General features: G+C 77.5%; 6 protein-coding genes. All 6 read right to left on the reverse strand.

Annotated features, from left to right (window positions below; genetic code table 11):
• Window positions 1–3: 3 nt before the first annotated feature.
• The 6 genes from ACYVO2_RS24515 to ACYVO2_RS24540 all read right to left on the reverse strand — a co-directional run bounded on the left by ACYVO2_RS24515 (window position 4) and on the right by ACYVO2_RS24540 (window position 18,475).
• On the reverse strand, window positions 4–3,468 hold the full coding sequence (locus tag ACYVO2_RS24515; protein ID WP_461010129.1) for a non-ribosomal peptide synthetase: 3,465 nt from the start codon (window positions 3,466–3,468) through the stop codon (window positions 4–6).
• A gap of 5 nt (window positions 3,469–3,473) precedes the next feature.
• The gene (locus ACYVO2_RS24520) at window positions 3,474–6,836 is read right to left on the reverse strand and encodes a type I polyketide synthase (RefSeq protein ID WP_461010130.1); all 3,363 of its coding nucleotides are present in this window, start codon (window positions 6,834–6,836) and stop codon (window positions 3,474–3,476) included.
• Window positions 6,833–15,694 (reverse strand): SDR family NAD(P)-dependent oxidoreductase, encoded by an 8,862-nt coding sequence (locus ACYVO2_RS24525; protein WP_461010131.1) that lies wholly within the window; start codon window positions 15,692–15,694, stop codon window positions 6,833–6,835. The genes ACYVO2_RS24520 and ACYVO2_RS24525 overlap by 4 nt, the downstream gene beginning before the upstream one ends.
• Before the next feature lie 109 nt (window positions 15,695–15,803).
• Entirely contained in the window at window positions 15,804–17,042 is a 1,239-nt protein-coding gene (locus ACYVO2_RS24530; RefSeq protein ID WP_461010132.1) for a beta-ketoacyl-[acyl-carrier-protein] synthase family protein, read from the reverse strand.
• Window positions 17,039–17,278, reverse strand: coding sequence for an acyl carrier protein (locus ACYVO2_RS24535; protein WP_461010133.1), 240 nt, complete (start codon window positions 17,276–17,278; stop codon window positions 17,039–17,041). The genes ACYVO2_RS24530 and ACYVO2_RS24535 overlap by 4 nt, the downstream gene beginning before the upstream one ends.
• Window positions 17,279–17,419: 141 nt before the next feature.
• Window positions 17,420–18,475, reverse strand: a complete 1,056-nt coding sequence (locus ACYVO2_RS24540; RefSeq protein WP_461010134.1) for a beta-ketoacyl-ACP synthase III — start codon at window positions 18,473–18,475, stop codon at window positions 17,420–17,422.
• Between the last annotated feature and the right edge of the window lie 86 nt (window positions 18,476–18,561).

The following is an 18,561-nucleotide window of genomic DNA, read 5'->3' on the forward strand; positions in this document are numbered from 1 at the left end:
GGTTCACCCATCGTTCCGTGAGCGGGTCCGGCGGTCGGCCGCGCGCTGACGCCGGTTGCGGGACTGGCGGCGGTTCTCGGCGCGCTCCCGGGCGGCGGGGGCCGGCGGCGCGCCGGAGCGGTCCGGGTCGGACAGGTACGCGGCGAGCGACCCGACCGTGGGGTGCCGGAACAGCTCGACCATGGGGACGTCGTGCCCGAGCGAGGCGGCGAGCTCGGTCCTGAACCTGGCCAGGAGCAGGGAGTGGCCGCCGAGGTCGAAGAAGTTGTCGCGGGTGCCGACCCGTTCGACGCCGAGCAGCTCGCGCCAGAGCGCGGCGAGCTCGCCCTCCAGGCCGCCGCCGGGGGCCTGGTACGGGGTGCCGGGGCGGTCGGGGGCGGCGGACGGGGCGGGCAGGGCGGCGCGGTCCACCTTGCCGTTGGGGGTGAGCGGGAGCGCGGGCAGCACCGTGAAGGACGACGGCACCATGTACTCCGGCAGGTGCTCCCTCAGGTGGGCCGCCAGCTCGGCCGGGTCCGGGGCCGGGTCGCCCTCGGCGGTGAGGTGGGCGGCGAGCCTGGGGTCGCCCGCGTGCTCGCGGGCGGTGACGACGGCCTCGCGCACCCGCGGGTGGCGGGTGAGTACGGCCTCGATCTCGCCGGTCTCCACGCGCAGCCCGCGCAGCTTCACCTGGTGGTCCAGGCGGCCGAGGAACTCCAGCGCCCCGTCGGCGCGGAAGCGGGCCAGGTCGCCGGTGCGGTACATCCGGCCGCCGGGGGTGAACGGGTCGTCGGTGAAGTGCTCGGCGGTGAGGTCCGGCCGGTTCAGGTAGCCCCTGGCGACGCCGCGCCCGCCGATGTGCAGTTCGCCGGGGACGCCCGCGGGCACCGGGCGGGAGTGGCGGTCCAGCACGTACAGCGCGGTGTTGGCGATGGGGAAGCCGATGGGCACGGGGCCGGGGCCGTCGTCCGCGCGGCACTCCCAGAAGGTGACGTCCACCGCGGCCTCGGTGGGGCCGTACAGGTTGTGCAGCCGCGCCCCGCTGCGGGCGAGGAAGCGGTCCTGGAGGGCGCGCGGCAGGGCCTCGCCGCTGGAGAACACCCGGCGCAGCCCGGTCAGCTCCTCCACCCGCTCACCGAGGAACACCTGGAGCATGGACGGGACGAAGTGCGCGGTGGTGATGCCCTCGTCGCGGATGGCGGCGGCCAGGTAGCCGGGGTCCCGGTGCCCGCCGGGGCGGGCCACGACCAGCGTCGCGCCCGTCATCAGCGGCCAGAAGAACTCCCACACCGACACATCGAAGGTGGCCGGGGTCTTCTGGAGCACCCGGTCGCCGGGGCCGAGGCCGTAGGTGTCCTGCATCCACAGCAGCCGGTTGCGGATGGCCGCGTGCACGTTCATCACGCCCTTGGGCTCGCCGGTCGAGCCGGAGGTGTGGATGACGTAGGCGAGGTCCTCCCCGTCCACGGCGACGCCCGGGTCGTGCTCGGGCTCGTCGCGCAGCTCCCGCGCCCAGTCCTCGGCGCACAGCACCGCGGGCGCGGCCGGGGACAGCCGTTCGGCCGCCTCCCGCTGCGCGAGCAGCACCGGCGCCGCGGTGTCCCGCAGCAGGTACTCCAGGCGGGCCCGCGGGTGCCCGGGGTCGAGCGGCGCGTAGGCGCCGCCCGCCTTGAGCACCGCGAGCAGCGCCACCACCAGCTCGGCGGAGCGCTCCATGAGCACGCCGACCGGCACGTCCCGGCCGACGCCGAGCCGCCGCAGCCGGTGCGCCAGCCGGTTGGCCCGCCGGTTCAGTTGTTCGTAGGTGAGGCCGCGGCCCTCGAAGCGGACCGCCTCGGCGTGCGGGGTGCGGCGGGCCTGCTCCTCGACGCACTCGTGGATCCAGCCCGCTCCCGGCCACTCGCGCTCGGGGCCGCGGCCCAGGGCGGACGTCCGCGCCCGCTCCTCGTCGTCGAGCAGGTCGAGGCGGCCGACGGGCAGGTCGGGGTGGGCCGCCGCCTGCTCGGCGAGGCGGCGGAAGCGGCGGGCCAGGTGGGCGGCGGTCGCCTCGTCGAACAGGTCCCGGTCGTACTCGATCCAGCCGGTGACCGCCCCCTCGTCGTCGAACGCCTGCACCTCCAGGTCGAACCGCGAGCCCCGGCTGCGCAGCGGCAGCCGGGTCAGCTCGGCGCCCGCCATGGCGAGGGTGGGCACCGGTTCGCGGCCGTAGGAGAAGCTCGCCTGGTACACGGGGGGCCGGCTCAGGTCCCGTTCGGCGTTCAGCTCGGCGACGATCAGCTCGAAGGGCACGTCCTGGTGGGCGTAGGCGCCGAGGCAGGCGTCCCGCACCCGCCGGAGCACTTCGGCGAAGGAGGGGTCGCCGTCCAGCCTGGTGCGGACGGGCAGCGTGTTGACGAGGTAGCCGATCAGCGGCTCGAGTTCGGCGCGGCCCCGCACGGCCGTCGGCACGCCCACCACGACGTCGTCCTGCCGGGCGTGGCGGTGCAGCAGCACGGTGAAGACCGCGAGCAGCGCCATGTAGGGGGTGGCGCCGTGCCGCCGGGCGAGGTCGCGCACGCCGTCCATCACCGGGGCGGGCAGCTCCAGCGGCACGGAGCCGCCGTTGAACCCCTGGACGGCGGGGCGGGGCCGGTCGGTGGGCAGCTCCAGGGCGGGCGGGGCGCCGGCCAGGTGCTCGCGCCAGTACGCCAGGTCCGCGTCCCACGCGCCGGACTCGTGCCGCTGCCGCTGCCACACCGCGAAGTCGCCGTACTGGACGGGCAGTTCCGGCAGCGGGGAGGGCCGCCCCGCGGTGAACGCCTCGTACAGGGTGGACAGCTCGGTCAGCAGGATGCCCAGCGACCAGCGGTCGGACACCAGGTGGTGCATGGTGAGCAGCAGCACGTGCTCGGCGTCGCCGGTGCGCAGCAGCCGCGCCCGCAGCAGGGGGCCCTCGGCCAGGTCGAACGGATCGGCCGCGGCCTCGGCGGCGATCCGCTCGGCCGCGTCCCCGCCCGGGTCCGGGGTGCCGCGCAGGTCGGTGACGGGCAGGTCGAGGGTGAGGGCGCGCCGCACGGCCTGCACCGGGCCGCCGTCCCGCGTCCGGAAGACGGTGCGCAGCGCCTCGTGGCGGCGCACCACCTCGTTCAGGGCGCGGCGCAGCACCGCCGGGTCGAGCCGGCCGCGGACGCGGACCGCGCCGGGCATCACATAGGCGGGGTTGCCCGGCCGCAGTTGTTCGAGGAACCACATGCCCTGCTGCGTCACCGACAGCGGGAAGGTGTCCTCCGTGTCCCGCGCCCGCCCCGACTCGCGCAGGAGCCGCTCGAACAGGGCGCGCTTGGCCGGGGAGAGGGCGGCGAGCCGGCCGGCGAGAGTGTCGGCGCCGGTGGGCTGCGGGTGCGGCGGGTCCCCGGTGCCCTCCGCGGGCTCGGCGTCCTCTGTGTGATCGCTGTGATCGGTGTGTTCCGTGTGTTCAGCGTGATCCGTGTGCTCGGTGGTGTCGGTCATGGGGGTCAGCCCTCCTGGCCGGTGATCGCCCGGACCTGTTCCTCGGGCAGGTCGTCGATCCGCGCGAGCAGGTCGGCCGCGACGTCGTCGTAGCGCTCGGCGCGCCGGATGGCCGGCTCCGCCGCGGACCGGGCGGGCGCGGCGGGCCGCTCCGGGGCGGCGGGCCCGTCCTGCCGCGGCGCCCGGCCCAGTTGGGCCGCGAGCCGTTCGGCCAGGCCCTGCACGGTGGTGCCCTTGAGGAAGTCGGCGACGGTGACGGAGACGCCGAGCCCGCGGTGGATCTCGTTGCGCAGCTCGACGGCCATCAGGGAGTCCAGGCCGAGCCGGGTGAGCGGCCGGTCCCTGGGGACGTCGGAGGTGGCGCGCAGCGCCGTGCCCACGGCGGCGGCGAGCCGGGACGCCAGCAGCTCGGCGCGCTCCGGCTCGGGCAGCGCCAGCACCTCGGCGGCCGAGGGGAGCGGCGCCGGGCGGGCGCGGCCGGGGGCGGCGGGGCGGCCGGTGCCGCGCGGCGGGGCGTCGTCGGCGGGCGGGTCCGCGGGGGTGTCCGCCGGGGCGGGGTTCGTCCAGGACGGGTCGCGCCGCGGGGTGTGCCAGCAGCGGGTGGCGTCGAAGGCGTAGCGCGGGACCGGCACCCTGGTGCGGGTGTGGTCGCGGTCGAAGGCGGCCCAGTCGATGTCGGCGCCGCCTGCGTACAGCCGGGCCAGGCCGGCGGCCAGCACCTCCCAGTCGCCCTGGCCCTGGCGAAGGCTGGGCACCAGCACGGGGTCGGCGCCGGGCGGCAGGCTCTCCGCGGTCAGCCCGAGCAGCGTCGGCTGCGGGCCGACCTCGAGGAAGACGCGGTGGCCCATGGTGTGCAGCGTCGAGACGCCCTGCGCGAACAGCACCGGCCGGCGGGCGTGGTCGCACCAGTAGTCGGGGCCGGGTGTCTCCTGCCACGGCCACGCCTTGCCGGTGAGGTTGGACACGACGGGGACGCGGGGCGCCGTGAAGCGGACCTGCTCCAGCGCCCGGCGCAGCGGGGGCAGGACCGGGTCCATCAGCGGGGAGTGAGACGCGGTGGAGATGCGCAGCCGCCTGGCCTCCGCCCCGCGCTCGGTGAAGGTCCGGCAGACCGCCTCGACCAGCTCCTTGGCACCGGAGACGGCCGTGTTGGCGGGGCCGTTGACGCAGGCGACCGCGATCCGGTCGTCGCGGCCGAGGGCGGCGACCACCTCGGCGACGTCCTCGGCCGGGGCGAACACCGCGGCCATGGCGCCGTCCTCGGCGAGGGTCTGGAGCAGCCGGCCGCGCTCGGCGACCAGCCGCAGGCCGTCCTCCAGGGGCATCGCTCCGGCGAAGCAGGCCGCCGCGTACTCGCCGAGGCTGTGGCCGAGCACCGCGGCCGGCTCCACGCCCCAGGACCGCCACAGCTCGGCCACCGCGTACTCGACGGCGAACAGGGCCGTCTGCGCGTAGTCCATCCGGTTGATGATCTCGGGGTCCGCGCCCTCGGGGCCCGGCGCCGGGTGCAGGGCCGGGTACAGCACGGACAGCAGCGGCGCGGGCAGCACGTCCCGCAGCGCCGCGTCGCAGCGGTCGATGATCCGGCGGAACGTGGGCTGCGTCCGGTACAGCTCCTCGGCCATCCCGGCGCGCTGCGGGCCCTGCCCGGTGAACAGGAACACCACCTCGCACCCCTCGGCCGCCTCGCCGAGGGCCACGTCCTCGTCCGGCTCGCCCCTGACGAACCCGGCGAGCCGGTCGGCGACCTCCGGCCCGGTGCGGCCCGCGACGGCGAGCCGGTGCGGGAAGTGGGAGCGGCCGGTGTTCGCGGAGTGGCACACGTCGGCGAGGGGGGCGGTCCCGGCCGCCAGGTGCTCCTGGTACCTGCGGGCCAGTTTCAGCAGCGCGGTGCCGCTCCTGGCGGACAGGGCGAGCACGGAGCGGGGGCGGCGGTCGTCGGGCGCGGCGGCGGGCCGGTCCGGTGCCTGCTCGACGATGAGGTGCACATTGGTGCCGCTGAAGCCGAAGCTGCTGACGGCCGCGGTGCGGGGGCCCTCCTCCCGCGGCCACGGGGTGGGCGCGGTCGGCACGGCGAACGTGGTGCCGTCGAAGGAGATGTGCGGGTTGAGCTCGGTGAAGTGCAGGTTGGCGGGGACGGTGCCGCGGTCCACGCACAGCGCGGCCTTGATCAGCCCGGCGACGCCCGCCGCCGCCTCCAGGTGGCCGATGTTGGTCTTGCACGAGCCGAGCAGCACCGGCGGACCTGCTGGGCGGCCGTAGACCTCGGCCAGCGCCTCCACCTCGATGGGGTCGCCGAGCTTGGTGCCGGTGCCGTGCGCCTCGATGTAGCCGACCCGGTCCGGCGCGACCCCGGCGGCGTCCAGGGCGCGGCGCAGCACGTCGCGCTGGGCGGCGCCGTTGGGGGCGGTGACGCCCGAGCTGCGGCCGTCCTGGTTGACGGCGGAGCCCCGGACGACGGCGAGCACCCTGTCCCCGTCCCGCAGGGCGTCGGAGAGCCGCTTGAGCACCACCACGCCGCAGCCCTCGCCGCGGACGAAGCCGTTCGCGGAGGCGTCGAAGGTCTTGCAGCGCCCGTCGGGGGCGAGCATCTCGGGGAACTGCGAGAAGGAGATGCTCACGTGCGGGGTGAGCACCGTGTTGGCGCCCCCGGCCAGCGCCAGGTCGCACTCGGCGGACCTGAGGGCCTGGCACGCCTGGTGGACGGCGAGCAGCGAGGACGAGCAGGCGGTGTCCACCGCCATGCTCGGGCCCCGCAGGTCCAGGGCGTAGGAGATCCGGCCGGCCAGGACGCTGTGCGCGGTGCCGGTGCTCGCGTACGCGGTGATGCCGAGGGGGTCCTCGAACAGCCGGGTGGCGTAGTCGGCGTTGCACACGCCCATGAACACGCCGGTGCGGCTGCCCGCCAAGGCGCCGGGTGCCTGCCCGGCGTCCTCCAGCGCCTCCCAGGACACCTCCAGGGCGAGCCGCTGCTGCGGGTCCATGGCCAGGGCCTCGCGGCGGGAGATGCCGAAGAAGTCGTGGTCGAACCGGTCCACGCGGTCCAGGAAGCCGCCCCACCGGGTGTTGATCCGCCCCGGGGTGCGGGGCTCGTCGGCGTGGAAGGCGTCGGCGTCCCACCGGTCCGCGGGGACCTCGGTGACCGCGTCGGTGCCGTCGGCCAGCAGTTGCCAGTACGAGTCGGTGTCGGTCACGCCGCCGGGGAAGCGGCAGCCCACACCGATGACGGCCACGGGCTCGGTCCTGGCGCGCTCCCGCTCCTCGAGCTCGTCCAGCCTGCGCCGCATCCGGTCCATGGTCAGGTAGGCGCGCTTGAGGGTGGCCGCCGAGGAGTTCTCGCGGCCCGCGGTCGCCTCGGGGGTGGTCATCGCTGCTGCCCTTCGTCGGTGCGGCCGGTGTCCGTGCGGTCTGCTTCCGTGCGGTCTGCTGCTGTGCGGCCCGCGTCGATCTGCTCGGTCATGTCGGTGAGGAGGGCTTCGAGTTCGCTGTCGGACAGGGCGTCGAGGTCCGGCTCCGGGGCACCGCCGGGTGCGGGCGGCGGACCGCCCGGGGCCGAGGCGGCGGGCTCGGCGGCCGCGGCCGCGTCGGGGCCGGGGGCGGGGGCGGGGGCCGCGTCCAGGGCGACCTCCATGCGCTCGGCGAGGAACGGCACCAGCGCCTCGATGGTGGGGAACCGCCAGGTGAGGGTGGCCGGGAGGGCGACCCGGCAGGACGCCTCCAGGCGGTTGCGCAGCTCCAGCGACATCAGCGAGTCGAAGCCCATGTTCCCCAGCGGCGCGGTGGGATCGACCCGGCCCGCGTCCAGCTTCAGCACCCGGGCGGCCTCCTCCCGGCAGTGCCGGGCCAGCAGGGCCCTGCGGCGGCGGCCCGGCGGCGCGGCCAGCAGCTCGCGGCGGAGCGCGGACGGCTCGTCGCCGCCCCGCGCGGGCGCCGCCAGGTCGGTGAGCAACCCCGGCAGCAGCCCGGAGTCGGCGTCGGCGCGCAGGGCCCGCCGGTCCAGCGGCAGCACGCACGCCTGGGCGGCGGGGCGGCGCAGCAGCCGGTCCAGGGCGGCGATGCCGTCCCGCGGGCTCAGGCTGAGCACGCCCCGGGAGGCGAGCGCGCCGCCGCGGTCGGGGCGGGCCGCGAGGCCGACGCCGGACCACGGCCCCCAGTTGACGCTGAGCGCGGGCAGCCCCCGCGCGGCGCGGTGCTGCGCCAGGGCGTCGAGGAAGGCGTTGGCGGCGGCGTAGGTGCCCTGGCCCGGCGAGCCGAGCAGCGCGGCCGCCGAGGAGTACAGGACGAAGAAGTCCAGGTCCCGGCCCGCGGTGGCCCGGTGCAGGTGCCAGGCGCCGGCGGCCTTGGGTCCGGCCACCGCCCGGTAGCGCGTCAGGTCCTGGTGGAGCAGCAGCCCGTCGTCCAGGACGCCCGCGGCGTGCACGACCCCGGCGAGCGGCGGCATCGAGGCGTCCACGAACGCCACCAGGGCGGCCACGTCGGCGTACCGGGACACGTCGGCGCGGCGCACCTCGACCCGCACGCCCCGACCGGTGAGCTCGGCGACGGCGCGCACCGCCTCCGGCGAGGGCTCGCCGCGCCCGGCCAGCACCAGGTGGCGGGCGCCCTGGTCGGCCAGGTAGCGGGCGGTCTCCAGGCCGAGCCCGCCGAGACCGCCGGTGACCAGGTAGGTCGCCGCGTCGCGGACCGGGGACGCCGCGCCGGGCACGGCGATCTCCTCCCGCGGCGCCGGCCGCAGCACCAGCTTGCCGGTGTGCCGGGCCCGCGCCATGGCGGTGAAGGCCGCCGTGGCCCGCGCGTAGGGGTGGCCGGTGACCGGCAGGGGCGTGAACTCCCCGCGGTCGAAGCCGCGCGCCACCTCCGCCAGCAGCCCGGCGACCTGCTCCGGCCGTTCCCGGAAGGTGCGCTCCAGGTCCACGGCGAACAGCGACCTGTTGTCCTTGAGCAGGCCGAGGTCGAGGTGGCTGCCGCCGTACAGGTCCCGTTTGCCGATCTCCACGAACCGCCCGCCGGGGGCGAGCAGCGCCAGGCTGCGGCGCAGCGCCTCGCCCGCGGCGGAGTTGAGCACCACGTCCACGCCGCGCCCGCCGGTGAGCTCCGCTATCCCGTCGGCGAAGGCGAGGGTGCGGGAGTCCCACACATGGGCGACGCCGAGTTCGCGCAGGTACCGCCGTTTCTCCTCGGTGCCCGCGGTGGCGAGCACCTCGGCGCCGCGCGCCCGCGCCACCTGGATCGCGGCCAGGCCCACGCCGCCGGTCGCCGAGTGGACGAGCACCGTCTCGCCCTTCTCCAGGCGGGCCAGGTGCGCCAGCCCGTACAGGGCGGTCAGGAACGCGACGGGCACGGCGGCGGCCTGCTCGTCGGTGAGCGTCCGCGGCCTGCGCACGGCGAGCGCCGCCGCGGTGGTGGCGAACGCGGCCATGCCGGAGGGCGCCACGGCCATCACCGGGTCGCCCGGCCGCAGCAGCGCCACGCCCTCGCCGACGGCGGTGACCCGCCCGGCGCACTCGGCGCCGAGCGGCACGGACTCGCCCCGCGGCATGCCCGGGTAGGAGTCCAGGGCCTTGAGCACGTCGCTGAAGTTCAGCCCCGCGGCGGTGACCTCGATCTCCACCTGGCCGGGGCCCGGCGGGGTGCGCCGCCACAGGGTGGGGGTGAGGCTGTCCAGGACGCCGGGGCGCAGGGCGAGGACGCGGTGGTTGCCGTCCCGCTCGGCGTCGAACGGGCGGCGCTCCCACGCGGGCCGCCCGGTCTCGGCCGGTCCCGCCGCGTCGAGCCGGGGCACGAGGCGGGCCGTGCCGCGCAGCGCGACCTGGGCGTCGTCCCCGGGGCGCAGCAGCTCCGCGAGGAGGCGGTCCGCCTCGCCGGGGGCGGGCGCGGGGTCGAGGTCCACCACGCGGGGGCGCAGCTCGCCGTGTTCCAGGGCGGCGACGCGGAGCAGGCCCCACAGGGGCGCCTGGGCGAGGGCGGGCGCGGGGTCGCCGGCCGTGGCGCGCTGCGCGCCCCGGGTGAGCAGGACCAGCGGGGGCGCCGGGTCCCAGTCGGCGCGGGCGAGGACCTGGACGAGGTGGAGCGCGGAGACGGTGCCGGGCGCGGCCCACGGCGGGGCGTCCTGCGGGGCCGCGGTGTCGGGGGCGGTGCCGTCGGAGGAGGCGTCGGGGGCGGTGCCGTCGGGCGCGGTGTCGTCGAGGGCCCAGGCGTGCACCACCCCGGCGGGCGGGGCGGTCCTGGTGGCACGCAGGTCGTCGAGCAGGGCGGTGACGTCCTCGGGGCGGGACGGGTCGAGTTCGTACCGGCTGCCGTCCAGGCGCCGGTAGCCGGGGCCCGCGGTCACCGTCACACAGGTGCCGGAGCGCTCGCGCAGCCGCTCGCCCAGCCGGTCCGCGAGGCCGGTGCGGTCGGCGAGGAGCAGCCACCAGCCGGGGCCCGCCTCCCGCGGCGCGGGTGTGTCCCGCGCGCCGTCCGCGGTGTCCCGCCAGCGCAGGTCGAGCAGCAGGTCGCCGAGCGGGTCGGGGGCGGCCTTCCGGTCCAGCCGCCGCAGGGCGACCCCGTCGAGCCGCCCCACGGCGCCGCCGTCCTCGTCGAACAGGGTGACCGAGCAGCCCTCGATCCCGTCGGACCCGGACGCCCCGCCCGCGACGGCGTGCGCCCAGCGGGGTTCGGCGCGCTCGGTCCACAGGGTGAGGCGGCCGGTGGCCACGGGCAGGTGGGTGGCGCCGGGCCCGTCGGCGCCGACGGCGGCGGCGAGCGCCTGGAGGCAGGCGTCGAGCAGGGCGGGGTGCACCGGGTACGGGTCCTGGCCCGGGGCCGCCGCGGGCGGGTCGCCGAGGCGGGCGAGGGCCTGGCGTTCGCCGCGCCACACCTCGCTCATCCGCTGGAAGGCCGGGCCGTAGCCGAGTCCGGCGGCGGCCAGGGCGGCGTAGAGCCCGTCGCGGTCCACGGCGTCGCGGCAGGAGTCCCGGGCCGCGGCCAGCGCGCCGGGGGCGGGGGCGGCGTACTCCGCCGGCCCGGGCAGGCGGAACCTGCCGTGCGCGACCTCGGTCCAGTCGCCGCCGGCCGCGCCGTCCTCGCCGCCGGCCTCGCCGCCGTCCCGGCAGTACAGCCGGAAGGCGCCGCCCTCGGGGGTCTCGGGGACGTGGACGAGTTGCAGGGTGTCCTCCGCCGCGGTCTCGGGGACGACCGTCATCCGGGTGAAGGCGACGTCCTCCACCACGGCCCGCGCGTCGCCGAGCGCCTGCCGGGCCGCGGCCAGCGCGGCGTCGAGCAGCAGGGCGGCCGGGAGCACGGCGCCGCCGTCCACGCGGTGGTCGCGCAGGTAGGGGAAGGCCGTCAGGTCCACGCGGCCCGACCAGTGGCAGGTGCGCGGCTCGGCGGCGGAGCGCAGACGTGTCTCCAGCACCGGGTGGCCGGTGGCCGAGGGCCGGCGCGCGGGCTTCGCCTCCAGTCGGCACGGCTCCTTCTGCCAGGGGTAGCCGGGCAGGTCCACCATGGGTCCCGCGCTGCCGTGGATGCGGCGGAAGTCCAGCGGGACCCCCGCGGTGTACAGCGCGCCGAGCGCGCCCAGGATCTCGGCGCGGCCGGGCCGCCCGCGGCGCAGCGACGTCACCACCGCGGCCTCGGCGCCCTGTTCGGACAGCCGTTCGGCGACGGCCTCGGCGAGCATGGGGTGCGGGGAGACCTCCACGAACACCTGGTGGCCGTCCTCGGCGAGACGGGTCACCGCCCGGTCGAAGAGCACCGGCGCGGTCAGGTTCGACGCCCAGTACCCGGCGTCGAGCGTCCCGTCGCCCGCCGGCTCGCCGGTGACGGTGGACAGCAGGGGTGTGCGCGCGGGCCGGGGGGCGAGGTCCGCCAGCAGGCCGCGCAGCTCGGCGGCGACGGGTTCCATCAGGGGGCAGTGGGAGGGGAAGTCCACGGAGTCCAGCAGGCGGCAGTGGACGCCGTCCGCCTCCAGCGCCGCCAGCAGGCGCTCCAGGGCGGCGGTCTCGCCGGAGAACACCGTCACCGAGGGGCTGTTGGCGGCCGCCACCCACACCCGGCCGGGCGCGAGGCGGTCCAGGAGCCGCCGGGCCCGCTCGTGCGGGACGGCGGCCACGGCCATCCGGCCCTGCCCGCACGCGGCGCGGATCACCCGGCCGCGGTGCAGCGCCACCCGCAGCCCGTCCGCCAGGCTCAGCGCGCCCGCCGCGTGGGCCGCGGCGATCTCCCCGACGCTGTGCCCGACGACGGCGGCGGGCTCCACGCCGTGGGACCGCCACAGCGCCGCCAGCGCCGTCTGCACCGCGAACAGGGCGGGCTGGCCGACCTCGGGCTCCCGCAGGCGGCAGCCGTCGCCGCCGGCGATCTCCGCGAGCAGCGACCAGCCGGCCAGGTCGCGCAGGTGCGCGTCGCAGCGCTCCAGCACGGCGCGGAACGACGGCTCCGACTCGGCCAGGTCGGCGGCGACCGGCCACCACTGCGCGCCCTGCCCGGAGAAGACGAACACCGGCCCGGGCCCGCGGTCCGGGCGCCGCTCGCCCCAGGACAGGCCCGGCGCGGGCTCGCCGCGGCCGAAGGCGGCCAGCGCCTCGCGGAACTCCCCCAGGGTGGTGCCCACGCAGGCCAGGCGGTGCTCGTGGTGGGTGCGGCGGACGGCGGCCGCGAACGCGAGGGCACGCGGCGTCAGGCCCGCCGGGGGGTGGGCGAGCCGGGCCTCGTGGCGGGCGGCCAGCTCCCGCAGGGCCCGCGGGGTGCGGGCGGACAGCACCAGGGCGTGGGCGCGCCCGTCCCCGTCTCCGTCCCCGTCCCCGTCCGCCGCGCCGTCGTGGCGGGGCCGGGGCGGTTCCTCCACCACCACATGGGCGTTGGTGCCGCCGAACCCGAAGGAGCTCACCCCGGCCAGCGCGGGCCCGTCCTGGGTGGGCCAGGGCCGCTCGGTGGCGGCGACCTCGAGGCCCAGCGCGGCGAACGGGATGTGCGGGTTGGGGTCGCGGAAGTGCAGGCTCGGCGGGACGGTGCGGTGCCGCACCGCGAGCGCGGCCTTGATCAGCCCGCCGATCCCGGCCGCCGCCTCCATGTGGCCGAGGTTGGTCTTCACCGACCCGACCAGGCAGAGCCGCCCCGGGTCGCGGCCCTCGCCGAGGACGGCGCCCAGCGCCTTGGCCTCGATCGGGTCGCCGAGCGCGGTGCCGGTGCCGTGCGCCTCGGCGTACCCCACGTCCCGCGGCCGGACGCCCGCCTCGGCGTACGCTGCCCGCAGCACCGCCTCCTGGGCGGCGGGGCTCGGCGCCATGAGGCCGTTGCTGCGGCCGTCCTGGTTGACCGCGCCGCCGCGGATCACCGCGTACACCGGGTCCCCGTCGGCCAGGGCCGCGCCGAGCGGTTTGAGGACGACGACGCCGGCGCCCTCGGAGCGGACGTAGCCGTCGGCGCGCGCGTCGAACGTCTTGCAGCGCCCGTCCGGGGACATCACCCCGGCCTTGGTGAAGTTGATGGCGAACGCCGGGGACAGCACGAGGTTGACGCCGCCGGCGAGGGCCAGTCCGGCCTCGCCGCGGGCCAGGCTGCGGCAGGCCATGACCACGGCGACGAGGGAGGACGAGCACGCGGTGTCCACGGCCATGCTGGGGCCGCGCAGGTCGAACAGGTACGACAGCCGGTTCGCGGCGATGCTCAGCGCGCTGCCGGTGGCGGTGTAGGCGTCGATCGCGGTGAGGTCGTCCAGCCGGCGCTGGGCGTGGTCGAACGTCGAGATGCCGACGAACACGCCCGTGCTCGACCCGGCGATCCGGTCCGCCGGGATCCCGGCGTCCTCCAGCGCCTCCCACGCCACCTCGGCCAGCAGGCGCTGCTGCGGGTCCATCCGGGCGGCCTCGTGGTGGGAGATGCCGAAGAAGTGCGGGTCGAAGTCGTCGACGCGGTCGAGGAAGCCGCCCCAGCGGGTGACGGCCCGTCCCGGGACCGAGGGGTCGCTGTGGTGGAAGGCGTCGGCGTCCCAGCGGTCGGCCGGGACCTCGGTCACCGCGTCCCGGCCCTCGCGCAGCAGCCGCCAGAACGCCTCGGGGCTGTCGGCCCCGCCGGGGAAGCGGCAGCCGACGCCGACGATGGCGACGGGCTCCGCGGTCTCCTCCCGCCGGGTGGCGGGCCGCCGCGCCGGGGCCGGGCCGGGCCCGCCCGCCGCGGTCGCGGCCCGCCCGCCGCCGAAGTGCCGCGCCAGCGCCTCCACCGTGGGGTGCTCCCACACCGCGGTGGCCGGCACCGCGGTGCCCAGCCACCGCTCCAGCTCGCCGGCGAGGGCGACCATCTCCGACGAGCCGAGCCCGAACGCGGACAGGGGCCGGGCCGGGTCGACGTCCCGGGCCGGGATGCCGGTGCGCTCGGCGATCCGCTCGGTCAGCCAGCTCTCCACGCGCCGGCTGCCGGGCGACGGGGCCGCCGGGGCGGGGGCCGCGGCGGGCTCCGGGGCGGGCCGCGCCTGCGGCCGCCCCCCGGCGGCGCTCCAGGTGGCCACGTACCGCAGCCCGCCGCCGAGGTGGGCGTCCAGGCAGGCGCCGCGCCGCAGCTTGCCGCTCGAGGTCTTGGGCACCTGGCCCCGCCGCACCAGGGCGACCTCGTCCACCCGCAGGCCGTGGTCCTCCGCGACCCGGGCGCGGACGGCCTCGATCAGCCGGTCCGCCTCCGGCGGCTCGGGGTCGCCGTCCACCTCCTGCACGACGATCAGCCGCTCCGCGCCGCCGGACTCCCGGGTCCCGGCCACGCCGCAGTGGCGCCGCAGGGCCGGATCGGCGTCCTGGACGGACCGCTCGATGTCCTGCGGGTAGTGGTTGCGGCCCGCGACGATGAGCAGGTCCTTGATCCGGCCGGTGACGTACAGCTCGCCGCCGTCGAGGAACCCGAGGTCACCGGTGCGCAGGAACGGTCCTTCGCCGTCGGGTGCGAGGCGGGCGGCGAAGGTCTCCTCGCTCTCCCGCGGGCGCTGCCAGTACCCCTGGGCGACGCTGGGGCCGCGCACCCAGATCTCGCCGACCCGGCCGTCGGGCAGGCGCTCGCGCGACGCCGGGTCCACCACGGCGATCCGCTGGCCGTCCAGGCTCGCCCCGCAGTCGACCAGGGCCCGGTCCCGCTCGCCGGGAGCGGCGTCCTCGGCCCGGCCCTCGGCCAGGGCCTCGGCCCGCAGGGCGCGCACCACGGGGTCGGCCGCCGGGTCGCCACCGGAGACCGCCAGGGTGGACTCGGCGAGGCCGTAGGCGGGGTAGAAGGCGCGGCGGCGGAACCCGGCGGGGGCGAACGCGCGGGCGAACCGGTCGAGGGTGGCGGGCCTGACCGGCTCGGCCCCGCTGACGGCCAGCCGCCAGCGGCTCAGATCGAGCTCCGCCGCCTCGGCCTCGGACACGGTGGACGCGCACAGGTCGTAGGCGAAGTCGGGGGCGCCGCTGACCGTGCCGCCGTGGTCGGAGAGGGCGCGCAGCCAGCGGACGGGGTGCTTGAGGAACGCGAACGGCGACATGAAGGTCACCGGGATGCCGGTGAACGCCGGGGTGAGCAGCCCGAGGATCAGGCCCATGTCGTGGTAGGGCGGCAGCCAGGTCACCATGTGGTCGTCCTCGGTGAGGCCGAAGAACCCGCTGCCCATCGCGGTGATGTTGTGGATGAGGTTGGCGTGGGTGACCATCACGCCCTTGGGGCTGCCGGTGGAGCCTGAGGTGTACTGGAGGAACGCCAGGTCCTCGGGGGCGGTGCCGGGGTGGCGCCAGTCGCCCGCCGCCGCGGTGCCGCCGGGCGTGATCCAGTGCACGCCGCGCAGCGCCGGGACCTGGCCGGCGATCCGGTCCGCCATGGCGGTGACCGGCCCGGACGCGAGCACGGCGGCGGGCCGGGCGTCCTCGGCGACCCCGGTCAGCCGGGGCAGGGTGCGCCGGAGCAGGGCCGGGTCCGGCGGGTACACCGGGACGGCGACGACGCCCGCGTAGAGGCAGGCGAGGAAGGACGTCACGTAGTCGAGGCCGGCCGGGCACAGGATCAGCACCCGGTCGCCGGGGGCGAGCCGCTGCCGCAGCGTGGCCGCCGTGGCGCGGATCCGCAGGTCCGTCTCGGCGTTCGTCCCGCCCGTCGGCGGGCCCTGCCCGTCCACCAGGAACCGGAACGTCCGCTGCCGCGGCCGTGCGCCGAAGACCTCCCGGAAGTGGTCGACCAGTGTGCCGGGCCCCCGGCCGGGCACCGGGGCCTTGTCCGCGCGCGCATGAGAGCCCATCGCTCGCACTCTTTCTGTCAGGGGGTCCGGCACGGCCGGGTCGGGCCGGCCGTGCCGGGTCTGGCGTCGGTCGGTGGTGCGCCGTGGTGGGACGGCCGGCGAGGCGTGTTCAGGCGGCGGCGATCGCCAGCGTGGCGTTCTGCCCGCCGAAGCCGCAGGAGTTGCTGAGGGTCAGCTCGATCGGCGCCCTGGTCGGCGAGTCGACGACCTTGACCTCGACCCGGGGGTCGAGCCGGCGCAGGTTGGCGGTCGGCGGGACCAGGCCCCGCTCCATGGTCAGTACGGACAGGACGGCCTCCACCGCGCCCGCCGCGCCCAGCAGATGGCCCGTCACCCCCTTGGTGGAGGTGACCAACGGGGCGGACGGCAGCATCCGGTGCAGCACCGCGGCCTCCACCAGGTCCCCGTGCGGGGTGGCGGTGCCGTGGGCGTTGACGTGGCCCACGTCGCCGGGGGCCGCGCCCGCGTCGGCGAGGGCGTCGGCGACGGCCTTGGCCAGCCCGGTGCCGTCCGGGTGCGGCCTGGTGACGTGGTGGGCGTCGGCCGAGGCGCCGTAGCCGACGATCCGGCCGCGGACGCGGGCGCCGCGGGCGCGGGCGTCGGCGACCCGCTCCAGCACCAGGATCCCGGCGCCCTCCCCGGCGACGAAGCCGTCACGGTCGGCGTCGAAGGGCCGGGAGGCCGTCGCCGGGTCGTCCTCGCGTTCGGAGAGTGCTCCCATCTGGGCGAAGGCCGCCATGACCAGCGGGGTGATCATCGCTTCGCCGCCGCCGGTCAGCACGATGTCGCAGCGGTCCAGGGCGAGCAGGTCGCGGGCCGCCCCGATGGCGGTGGCGCCCGAGGCGCAGGCGGTGGACACCACGAAGTTCGGCCCCGTGGCGCCGAACTCGATGGCCGCCTGCCCGGCCAGCATGTTGGGCAGTTGCATGGGCAGCGTCAGCGGGGACACCTTGCCGGGGCCCTGCTCCCGCAGGACGTCGTGCTGCCGCTCCCAGGTGGCGGAGCCGCCGTCGCCGCAGCCCAGCACCACGCCGACCCTGGCGCCGTCCCACGTGCCGGGGTCGAGCCCGGCGTCGGCGATCGCCTCGCGCGCCGCGACCAGCGCCAACTGGGCAAAGCGGTCCAGGCGGTGGGCGCGGCGCGCCCCCAGCAGGGCGTCGCCGTCGAACCCCGGGACGCGGCACGACAGCCGCACCGGGTGGCCCTCCAGGGCGGGGTCCAGCGCGGTGGCCGAGCGGCCCTCGCACACCGCGGCCCAGCTCGGCTCCACCCCGATGCCGCCCGGGGTGACCAGCCCGACGCCGGTGACCGCGGCCTCGATGCCCGGTCTCACGATTCCCGGTCTCATGCCGCTCCGCTCCGCTGTGCGAGCAGCTCCACCATGTCGCCGATCGTGGCGGCCTCGAGGAGCTGGTCGTCGCTGACCGCCAGGCCGAACCGCTGCTCCAGCATCAGCGACAGCTCGACCATCGCCAGGGAGTCCAGCTCCATGTCCTCCCAGGTGGCGTCGGGGGTGACCAGGTCCGGTGTCACCTTCATGTCCTGGACGAGGATGTCCTTGAGCTCGTCGAACCGCAGGGCCATGACGTTCCTTTCGGGGTGTGCTTGCCGTGCTCGGGGAGGGGGAGGGGTCCGGGCGGCGGAGCGCCCGGCGGGGTCCGCGGCGGCGCGGTGGCGGCCGTGTCGTCCGCGGTGTCGGGCCGCCCTCGCGTCGGGCGGCGCTGGTCAGACGGCCTTCACATCCGGCCACTCCAAGGTCGTCGCGCCCCAGGTGAGCCCGCCGCCGAAGGCGGTGAGCAGCACCCGGTGGCCCGCGGCCAGTCGTCCCTGTGCCGCCGACTGCGCCAGCAGCAGGGGCAGGGAGGCCGCCCCGGTGTTCCCGACCCGCTCGATGTTGGACAGTTGCCGCTCGGCGGGGATGCCGAGCCACTCGGCGACCGTGGCGAGGATCCGGGCGTTGGCCTGGTGCGCCGCGAGCCGGTCGATGTCCGCGAGGCCGACTCCGGCCAGTTCCGCGGCGCGCCGGGAGGCCTCCGCCATGCGGGTGACCGCGTGCCGGTAGGTCTCCCGGCCGCGCATCCGGAAGTACTCCTCGCCGGGCTCGGGCGGCACGCCGCGGGACCGGGAGCGGGACCCTCCGGCGGGCACCTGGACGAGGTCGCCGAACCGCCCGTCGCTGCCCAGCACCACGGGGCCGACCGCGCCCGGCTCCCCCGCCGCGCCGGCGCGCAGCACCACGGCGCCCGCGCCGTCGCCGAAGATCACGGCGGTGCCGCGGTCGTGGGGGTCGATGATGGTGGTGAACGCGTCGGCGGCGACCAGCAGCACCCGTTCGGCCGTGCCCGCCGCGATCAGGCCGGACGCCGCGGCCAGGCCGTACAGGAAGCCGGTGCACACCGCGGAGACGTCGAAGGCGGGCACTCCGGCCAGGCCGAGCCGCGCCGCGACGTCCGGCGCCGTGGCCGGGCAGGGCTGGTCGGGTGTGGTGGTGGCCAGGATCACCGCGTCCGCCGGGGCGCCGCCCGCGGACCGCAGCGCCCGCTCCCCCGCCGCCACCGCCAGGTCGGAGGTCGCGGTCCCGGGCGCGGCGACGTGCCGGGCGGCGATGCCGGTCCGCTCCCGGATCCAGGTGTCCGTGGTGTCCAGGCGGGCCGTCAGATCGTGGTTGGTGACCACGTCGGGCGGCACATGGCCGCCGACACCGGCGAGGACCGCGACGCGCCCGCCGGGCGGGCCCGGCGCCGGGGCCAGGGGGGCCGGTCCGGGCGTGGACTCGGTCATGGTGCCGGTTTCCCTTCCTGTCGGGTGGTGTCGGGGCGGCGCGCCGCCCCGCGGACGCCGTTCCCGCGGGGTGCCGCGCCGGGGGT

Source organism: Streptomyces capparidis (genome assembly GCF_054782095.1).